This window comes from Arenibacter sp. F20364 (assembly GCF_023015905.1).
GTDB lineage: Bacteria > Bacteroidota > Bacteroidia > Flavobacteriales > Flavobacteriaceae > Arenibacter.
This window is the reverse complement of the sequence record NZ_JALKBD010000063.1, coordinates 1-8,430: the sequence shown is the minus strand read 5'-3', so window position 1 is coordinate 8,430 and position 8,430 is coordinate 1. Positions and strand designations below refer to the sequence as shown.

Annotated in this window: 9 protein-coding genes; all 9 read right to left on the bottom strand. The window is 35.3% G+C overall.

The features are described from left to right. Positions 1-172: 172 nt before the first annotated feature. Genes MWU84_RS23255 through MWU84_RS23215 form a run of 9 tightly spaced genes read right to left on the bottom strand, consistent with a single transcriptional unit; the run spans position 173 to position 8,152 of the window. The gene (locus MWU84_RS23255; protein ID WP_246906372.1) at positions 173-937 is read right to left on the bottom strand and encodes a TIGR00730 family Rossman fold protein; all 765 of its coding nucleotides are present in this window, start codon (positions 935-937) and stop codon (positions 173-175) included. 1 nt (position 938) lies between these two features. Further along, complete coding sequence (locus MWU84_RS23250) at positions 939-2,060, bottom strand: ABC transporter permease (protein WP_246906370.1); 1,122 nt, start codon at positions 2,058-2,060, stop codon at positions 939-941. Position 2,061: 1 nt separating this feature from the next. Further along, the gene (locus tag MWU84_RS23245) at positions 2,062-3,168 is read right to left on the bottom strand and encodes an ABC transporter permease (RefSeq protein WP_246906368.1); all 1,107 of its coding nucleotides are present in this window, start codon (positions 3,166-3,168) and stop codon (positions 2,062-2,064) included. Then, on the bottom strand, positions 3,165-3,893 hold the full coding sequence (locus MWU84_RS23240) for an ABC transporter ATP-binding protein (protein ID WP_246906374.1): 729 nt from the start codon (positions 3,891-3,893) through the stop codon (positions 3,165-3,167). The genes MWU84_RS23245 and MWU84_RS23240 overlap by 4 nt, the downstream gene beginning before the upstream one ends. Beyond that, positions 3,893-4,795: an ABC transporter ATP-binding protein gene (locus MWU84_RS23235; RefSeq protein WP_246906366.1), complete on the bottom strand. Its 903-nt coding sequence runs from the start codon at positions 4,793-4,795 to the stop codon at positions 3,893-3,895. Before MWU84_RS23235 ends, MWU84_RS23240 begins: the two co-directional genes overlap by 1 nt. A 2-nt stretch (positions 4,796-4,797) precedes the next feature. Next, a complete protein-coding gene (locus MWU84_RS23230) occupies positions 4,798-5,277 on the bottom strand; it encodes a hypothetical protein (RefSeq protein ID WP_246906365.1) in 480 nt (159 codons plus the stop codon). 17 nt (positions 5,278-5,294) lie between these two features. Then, positions 5,295-6,197: an HlyD family efflux transporter periplasmic adaptor subunit gene (locus MWU84_RS23225; RefSeq protein ID WP_246906364.1), complete on the bottom strand. Its 903-nt coding sequence runs from the start codon at positions 6,195-6,197 to the stop codon at positions 5,295-5,297. 7 nt (positions 6,198-6,204) lie between these two features. After that, on the bottom strand, positions 6,205-7,464 hold the full coding sequence (locus tag MWU84_RS23220) for a TolC family protein (RefSeq protein ID WP_246906363.1): 1,260 nt from the start codon (positions 7,462-7,464) through the stop codon (positions 6,205-6,207). A 4-nt stretch (positions 7,465-7,468) separates the two neighbouring features. Further along, positions 7,469-8,152 (bottom strand): TetR/AcrR family transcriptional regulator, encoded by a 684-nt coding sequence (locus tag MWU84_RS23215; protein ID WP_246906362.1) that lies wholly within the window; start codon positions 8,150-8,152, stop codon positions 7,469-7,471. Positions 8,153-8,430 lie beyond the last annotated feature (278 nt).

Here is an 8,430-nt window from a genome sequence, read left to right as displayed (position 1 = left end):
AGTTTGTGAGTCGAAATAGGTCACCTTTTCTCCTCTGGTTGTTCAGTAATTTCAATAAATTAAACATCTATAAATTTAATAATGCTAATCTAATAACAGTATCGAACTACTTAAATACAAAGTCAATAATCCAAAGGCTGTCAAAATTATGGCAGCAATGATGCTAATTATTTTATTCTTTTTCATTTGGCTTTAGTTTTTCCCCGTACCACCATTTTGGTTTGGAAGCTTTTTTGGTTAGTCCAAATTCTTTTATGGCATAAGTATCTATATGTTTAATGAGGTCATCAACAGAGTCGGTTACAAACAATAATTCCATATCAGCTTCGCTAATACTTTCCCGCTCTGCCATTAAATGGATGTGCTCACATAGTTCTTTATGGTATTCTGAACCAAAAATGACCACAGGAAAGTTTTTGATGATTTTGGTCTGAATCAGGGTAAGTGCTTCAAACAACTCATCAAGAGTTCCAATACCTCCAGGCATCACCACAAATGCGTAGGAATACTTTACCAGTATGACTTTTCGTAAGAAAAAGTATGGGATGTCAATCCATTTGTGCAAAAAAGGATTTGGTTTTTGTTCAAAAGGCAATACAATATTACAGCCAACGGAATACCCACCTGTTTCATACGCACCTTTATTGGCAGCTTCCATAATCCCTGGTCCACCACCAGTCATTATCGTGAACCCCATTTTGGATAGTTCAGCACCAATTTTTTCAGCATATACGTAATATTCGGATTCCTGTGTAAAACGTGCTGAACCAAATACGGTAACACAAGGGCCAACAAAGTGCATTATCCTAAAAGCCTTGATAAAATTGAAAAACACCTTAAAGGCAAAACCCAATTCTTTTAATCGGGACAAAGGACCTCTTATAAATAGTGATTCATTGGTAACCAATTTGTTTTTATGTCTGATACGATGATTCATTTTAGGTTGTTTTTTTATAGCTCCAAACAGCCAAACTGTTCATTACAATAGCGTAGGCCAAAGTTTTTATGGCCAATGGGAAAATATCAACAAATCCAGAGCCTTTGAGCATTACCATTCTTATGATTTCCACAAAATATTTAATGGGATTGAACTCGGTAAGTATTTGTGCCCATTTTGGCATACTTTCTATGGGGGTAAACAAGCCACTCATTAGTATAAATATCACTATAAAGAACCACGCAATAAACATCGCTTGCTGTTGTGTATCAGTGAAGTTTGAAATAAAAAGCCCCATTCCTAAAATCACCAAGATATAAACAGAGGTATAAGCATAGAGCAGTCCTAAATTACCAAGCATCGGCGTATTAAAAATAACTTTGGCGAGTATTAAACCTATGGTCAACAGCCCCATACCTATTATCCAAAAAGGGAAGAGTTTACCTATGATAAAATGGCTTTTTCGTATGGGCGTAACATTTATCTGTTCTAGCGTACCAATTTCTTTTTCCCTAACAATGTTCATTCCTGATAAAAACAGGGTAATCATTGTTACAAGCAAAACCAAAATACCAGGCACCATAAATGTTTTATAGTTCAAGGTCTGGTTATACCAAAACAAGGGAATGCTTTCTATACTGTTCGGTTTTTGAACGGTATCTGAAATCTGTATCAAATCCGCTACAATATTTTTGTTGTAGTTCTGTATAATTTGGGTTATATAAACATTGATAACTCCCGCTGCCGAACCATCAATGGCATCAATAAATACGCCTATGCCTTTTGTTTTGTCTTTTTGTAAATCCCGTTCAAAATGGGTAGGTATATTTAAATACGCATCAATCGTGCCTTCCTGCATTGCTTGGGAAGCCTCCTTTTCAGAAGGAAACTTTTCTGAAACATTGAAATAAGTCGAAGCTTCAAATTGTTCTATCAACTCTCTGGACGTGCTACTGTTATCGGCATCAACATATCCAAATTGTATATTTTTTATTTCGTAGGTAGCCGCATTGGATAAAATGACCAATTGTAGCAGAGGTAAAATAAATATGATGGGTAGCATTCCTTTATTTCTAAAGATTTGCTTAAACTCCTTTTTTATAATGTATAGTATTATTTTCATCTTACTCCAGTCTAATTTTATATTTCTTCACACTTACACCAATGAACAATAATGTCATTAAAAGAAGAATCAAGGTTTCCTTTAAAACAAAACCAATTCCAATACCTTTTAACATTATGCCTTTTACAATGATTATAAACCATTTTGCGGGTATGATGTTGCTAATAACCTGAAGCGGTAATGGCATACTGCTAATAGGGAAAATAAACCCGGATAGTAATATGGTAGGTAACATTAAGCCCATAAGGGAAATCATCATAGCTGTTTGCTGTGTTGCCGATATGGTAGAAATTAAAATACCCAAAGCAAGTGATGTGATGATAAACAGGACACTTTCAATCCCTAATAAGAATAAGCTGCCATTAACAGGCACATTAAACACGAAAATGCTCAACAAGACGATGACTACGGCATTGATAACAGATAGGAAAATGTATGGAAACACTTTACCTATAATTACCTGAAATGGTTTTAAAGGGGAAACCAATAAAATTTCCATGGTGCCTTGTTCTTTTTCACGGGTGATGGAAATAGAAGTCATCATTGCTGAAACCAACATCAGAATAACAGTCATAACCCCTGGAACAAACATATAGACACTTTTCAATTCGGCATTATAAACCATCCTGCTTTGCGGTATAATCTGATAATCAATGGAAATATTTTCGTTTAACTCTTGCTGATACTTTTTAAGTATTGACGAAATGTAATTACTTATGGTACTGGCCATATTTGGATCCGTGGCATCTGTAAGTACTTGTACGTTGGCCTGTTTTTCTTTAATGAGGTTATTTCCAAAGTTATTTTCAAATTGAAGTACCGCTTTTACTTTGCCTTTTTTGAATATGGATTCTATGGATGACTCTTGTTGAATAATATCAACAATGCTAAAGTGTTTTGAAGCGGCTATTTTATTGATGATTTCTTTAGATGCTACATCATTGGCCTGGTCTAAAATGGCAATATCTACATTATTGATTTCATTGGTAATGGCGAAACCAAACAATAATATTTGGGCTATGGGCATCCCGAATAATATAAATAGGGAACGTTTATCACGGAATATGTGATAAAACTCTTTTCTTACAAAACCTACAAATCGTTTCATCCTCTGGCCAGTTTTAAAAACACATCGTTCATTGTGTCTGTTTTATAATGCTCTTTTAGCTTTTTTGGGGTGTCAAGGGCTTCAATTTTACCATCAACCATAATAGAAACCCTATCACAATATTCTGCTTCGTCCATATAATGGGTAGTTACAAAAATGGTGGTGCCATTATGGGCTGCTTTATAGATCATTTCCCAAAATTGGCGTCTGGTAATGGGGTCTACACCACCGGTGGGCTCATCTAAAAAAACGATTTTGGGCTCGTGCAATAGAGAAACTGAAAACGCCAACTTTTGTTTCCAGCCCAAGGGTAATGAAGCCACAAGACTGTTCGTAACTTCTTGAAGCCCCAATTCTTCAACCAGTTCACGTCGTTTATGTTCTATTTGTTTTTTGGACAATCCGTAAATACCACCAAAAAATGTGATGTTCTCTTTTACTGTCAAATCATCATACAAGGCAAATTTTTGACTCATATACCCAATATTTTTTTTGATGGACTCAGTTTCCTTATAAACATCAAAACCGGCAACCGTCGCCTTCCCCGAAGTAGGGGAAGAAATCCCGATGAGCATTTTCATCGCTGTGGTTTTACCAGCACCATTTGCTCCCAAAAAGCCAAATATTTCCCCTGCCTTTACCTGAAAACTTATTTGGTTTACCGCTGCAAAGTCTCCAAATAACTTGGATAGATTTTCTACTTGTATAACATTATTATCTTTCATCATTTGGCTAATTCCATAAAAGTGTCCTCTATGGTAGGTTGGGTTTTTTCAATTTTAATATCTGTAAGTCCTTGAGATTCCAGATAGGTTTTCAAACTTGCCTTATCTATAGGGTCACGCTTATCGGTATAGTGCACAAACTCCCCAAAAGGAAAAATGCTGTACGTATGCTCATAATTTGTTAAACTCTCAATAAGGCTGTACATATTGTTGGTACTGATGTTATACAACGGTTTTGGAAAGTGGCTAACAATTGCGTTTGGCGTATCTATTTCAAGGATGTTACCATCTTGAATTAATGCGATGCGGTCACATAAGGCAGCTTCATCCATATACGGTGTTGATACTAAAATGGTTATTCCTTTTTTCTGTAACCGTTTGAGCATTTCCCAAAATTCCTTTCTCGATACGGGGTCCACTCCAGTTGTAGGCTCATCCAGAAAAAGGACTTTCGGCTTGTGTATCAACGCACAGCTTAAGGCAAGCTTTTGTTTCATACCACCTGATAGTTTGCCTGCTCTACGATTTTTAAAAGGTTCTATTTGTACATAGATGTCTTTTACCAAATCATAGTTCTCTTCAATGCTCGTACCAAAAATTGTAGCGAAAAAATTCAAATTTTCCTCTACGGTCAAATCTTGATAAAGTGAAAAACGCCCAGGCATATACCCAACACTATTTCTAATGGATTTATAATCGTTAAGCACATCATAACCTGCTACGGTAGCTTGCCCATTATCTGCTATCAACAGCGTGGTAAGTATGCGGAACAAGGTGGTTTTTCCTGCACCATCGGGACCTATTAGTCCAAAAAGCTCACCAGGTTTTACATCAAAAGAAATATCTGATAATGCGGTTATTTCACCATAAGATTTCGATATGTTGGATATTGTGATGCCCATAATTATTCAAAATAATCGTTGTAAGCATTTACGTTTTGCTCAATGCTCTTATAAATATGTTGTGCTTCAGCCAAGGTGTTAGCTTCTTTTAAAGCATCAATTTTCTCAATTAACGGAAGAAGCCATACGTGTAAATTATCGTGTGAAGACCCTTTCATAGTACACTCTTTAATGACATAGTTTTTTTCTTCGTTAAGTGCATCGGCGATGGTGTGATAATCATTCAATTCTTTTGGGTTATTTGTTGTTAAAACGGATCGCATTCTAACAACACCTTCATTTGTTTCAGGATTCGCAATCCATTTAGCTCCATCATTCGTTTTTATTTCTTGCATCCAGTCATTACCAACTGTGTTGCTTTCAGTATGCTGTTCCGTATGTTCTGTTTCATTTTTCTTTGTTACATTACTTTCTTTGGGTCGGTCTTTACAACCTGTAAAAAGTAGTGATACTGCAATGAGTGTGATTATTATTTTATTCATGATTTTTAGTTTAATATTTATTGATTTGATTCTGTGTTTAACCACATTTCAGCTGGCATTCCAATTTTTAAACTACCATCGTTTTTTACCTGCACTTTCACCGCATAGACCAGGGCAACTCGTTCTTCTTTGGTTTGAATGATTTTAGGGGTAAACTCCGCTTCCGAAGCTATCCAGCTAATTTTGCCGTCATACGTTTTCATTGCATCTTGGTCATCGATTTTGACGATTACTGCTTCACCTATCTTTACATTGGCCAATTGGGTTTCGCTGACATAAACCCGTAGTTCCATAGTCGATAAATCGGCTATTTTATACAGCGGTTTTCCAAAGGATACAATTTCACCGGGTTCAACGTATTTTGACAGCACCGTGCCCCTTATTGGGTTTTGTATTCTGCTCTTTGTTATTTGGTCGTTGAGTTGTTGCAATTGCACATCTATGCTTTTAAGTTCGTTTACCACGGGTGCGTTTTGAATTTCAACACTGCGAATACTGTTTTTTAAAACTGCTATTTCACCATCAATATCATCCAACTGCTTTTGCGTTCCAGCATTGTCTTTAATTAAATTCTCAATTCTTGTTTTATTGGTATTGGCGGTTTTTAATTTAGCTTGTAATACATTTATCTGTGACAAAACACCTTTAGACTTTGCTTTAATCACATCTTTTTGTACAAAAAGTTGCTCTTTCTTTAAGTGCAGGGGAATCGTATCTATATGACCAATAAGTTCATTGTATTCTATAACAGAGCCTTCATCAATAGTAAAGGTCATTAGTTTTCCAGTGTTTTCAGCAGATACGGTTATTTCGGTAGCTTCAAAATTTCCGTAACCATCTGCTTTGTCTCCGTTATTATTACAGGCTGTTAATACAGTTATAGCAGTTAGTGCAATTAGTATTTTCTTTATGTTTTTCATCGTTTTTCTATTTAGTATCTCCCTTAAGGGTATTGTAATTGGCTTTGGCTAATTCCAATTGGGTTTTATGTTGATTGAACAAATTTTCTGTTTCGTGAAGTTTGGTAAGCTCTGTAATGTATCCAGAGGTGGTGATAACACCATTCCTCAATTGAGATTCGGAAGTATTAACTACTTCTTGTTGTAAAGAAATTAACTGCTGGTCAATAGTAATAGTGCTTTCAAGAGTTTCAATTTCTTTTTTCTGCTCATTTAAAGCGGTGTTTGTGTTCAGTCTAAAAACTTCTTCTTGATTGCTTATCAATTCTTTTGAATAATCTAATGCTTGCCTCTCTTTCTTATTTCCATTCCAGTCGAATACATTCCAGTTTAGCTTTAAGCCAACGATGTAGTAAGATGTAAAGTCATTTTCCAACATATTCAATCCCGGATTACCATAACCGCCAGTTGCAAAACCTTTAAGTTCGGGAACCAATGATTTGGATAGTATATTTTGTTGTTGTCCTATCTCTTGTTTCCGCAAGTTGAACAAGCCTAATTCCGGTCTATTCAAATCTGAACTTGCATTCATTGAGAGCAAAGGCTTTTGAAATTCTGTTTCGACAGGAATAGAAACTCCTATCAATGAAGATAAAGATGCAATCAACTTTGACTTATTGTTGGTCGCTTCTTTTGTTTGCTGTAAAATTTTCAACAATTCAGCTTCAATGACTTTATCTGAAGTAGGCAACAACACACCGTTTTCTATTCCAGATTTCACTTCCTTTAATTTACTATTCAATTGTTGCTCTCTTACGTTCAGCAATTTAGTTTGGTCATCAATCAGAAGAATTGAAAAATAGAGTTGATTAACTCGTTGTTTTAATTGATACAGATTGACTTCGACCTCCTGTTGCTTTCTGTCAGTAACGGTATTTTGTAAACCTTGCGATGCTTTAATTTTTCCACCATTGAAAATCAGCTGATTAGCTGTAAGTGTGGCACGATATTGGTCGTTATTCAAAGGCTCTATGTCTATATTTAGTACTGGAACCTCGGTAACATCACTCTGATAGGTTGCTTGAGCGTTAAGATTGAGCTGTGGTAATGTCTTTGCTTTTATAGCCGAAAGCTCAACCGCCTTTTGTTGTTCTAAAATGGCATGCTGTTTAGCAAGAGGATAATTTGTTTTTAAACCTTCATAACATTCATTTAAGCTAAGGGTGTTTTGGCTGTAACCAAAAATCGTTGTTAAAAAGAATAGTCCGAATAGATATATAGCTTTCATAGGTTCACTTTTTTATGGCATTAATAATAAAATCGGACACCTCTTTTTTTCGAGCTTCCAACAGTGTTTTGTAAGTTCTGTCATCAACATTTGCAAACGCTTTAATTAATGGGGAAGCCACAAAGGGAAATATATTTAAGGCCAGTATATTGATAAATAGTTGCTCTGCACTTATGGAAACTATTGTGCCGTTTTTAACTTCTTTTTGGACTTGTAGTTTAAATTTGTCAATACTTGGAAAGGCGACATTATTCTTAATCTTTTCAATGAATTTTGGATTTCTGTTAAGCTCTTGAATAATGAAGTTCGGTAAATAAGGATGCTTTATAATAAAGCTAATGTAGTTGTGGGTAAAATTTTTGATTTTATCCTCTAATGATGAGTCATCATTAAGAATGGCATTAAGCTGTGGGGCTAATAAGGCAAACGCCTTTTTAAAGACCGCCTCAAACAAAAGCTGTTTACTTCTGTAATAGTAATGCAACATCGCCTTATTGATGCTTGCTTTATCTGCAATTTCCTGCATCCGTGCACCATCCATTCCTTTAGCTTGGAAAATTTTCTGGGCTGCTTCCAATATTTGTTCTTCAGTTTTATTGTCTTTGTGTTTTGTCATTATACAACCATTTAGTTTAACCGTTTGGTTAACAAATGTACAAAAAAATTTAATATCAGATACTTTGATCAATTACTTCAACCAAAAATTCACAATAAATAATTGTAAAATCTTATTTATTATTTGCAAATAGAATGGCAAAAGTCAAGGTCATACAATAATGAAGGTCAATGCCGTAGTCTTTTGATGGAAGTATATTACGAGTTTAAATTGTGGGCATATTGTATGATAATAAACCTCTCAACCCAAGAAAAAACGGATCAAGAACAAAACTTGGGTCTGAAGTGAATAATTTATTTCTTTGCACTTTAAATTTAAGGGATGGACAAAGGAACCGATTTATCGTTATT

Bases quoted from the DNA above. Each gene is read 5' to 3' on its own strand.
- MWU84_RS23230 (WP_246906365.1), bottom strand. From the start codon at position 5,277: ATGAATAAAATAATAATCACACTCATTGCAGTATCACTACTTTTTACA.
- MWU84_RS23235 (WP_246906366.1), bottom strand. From the start codon at position 4,795: ATGGGCATCACAATATCCAACATATCGAAATCTTATGGTGAAATAACC.
- MWU84_RS23220 (WP_246906363.1), bottom strand. From the start codon at position 7,464: ATGAAAGCTATATATCTATTCGGACTATTCTTTTTAACAACGATTTTT.
- MWU84_RS23240 (WP_246906374.1), bottom strand. From the start codon at position 3,893: ATGAAAGATAATAATGTTATACAAGTAGAAAATCTATCCAAGTTATTT.
- MWU84_RS23255 (WP_246906372.1), bottom strand. From the start codon at position 937: ATGAATCATCGTATCAGACATAAAAACAAATTGGTTACCAATGAATCA.
- MWU84_RS23250 (WP_246906370.1), bottom strand. From the start codon at position 2,060: ATGAAAATAATACTATACATTATAAAAAAGGAGTTTAAGCAAATCTTT.
- MWU84_RS23245 (WP_246906368.1), bottom strand. From the start codon at position 3,168: ATGAAACGATTTGTAGGTTTTGTAAGAAAAGAGTTTTATCACATATTC.
- MWU84_RS23225 (WP_246906364.1), bottom strand. From the start codon at position 6,197: ATGAAAAACATAAAGAAAATACTAATTGCACTAACTGCTATAACTGTA.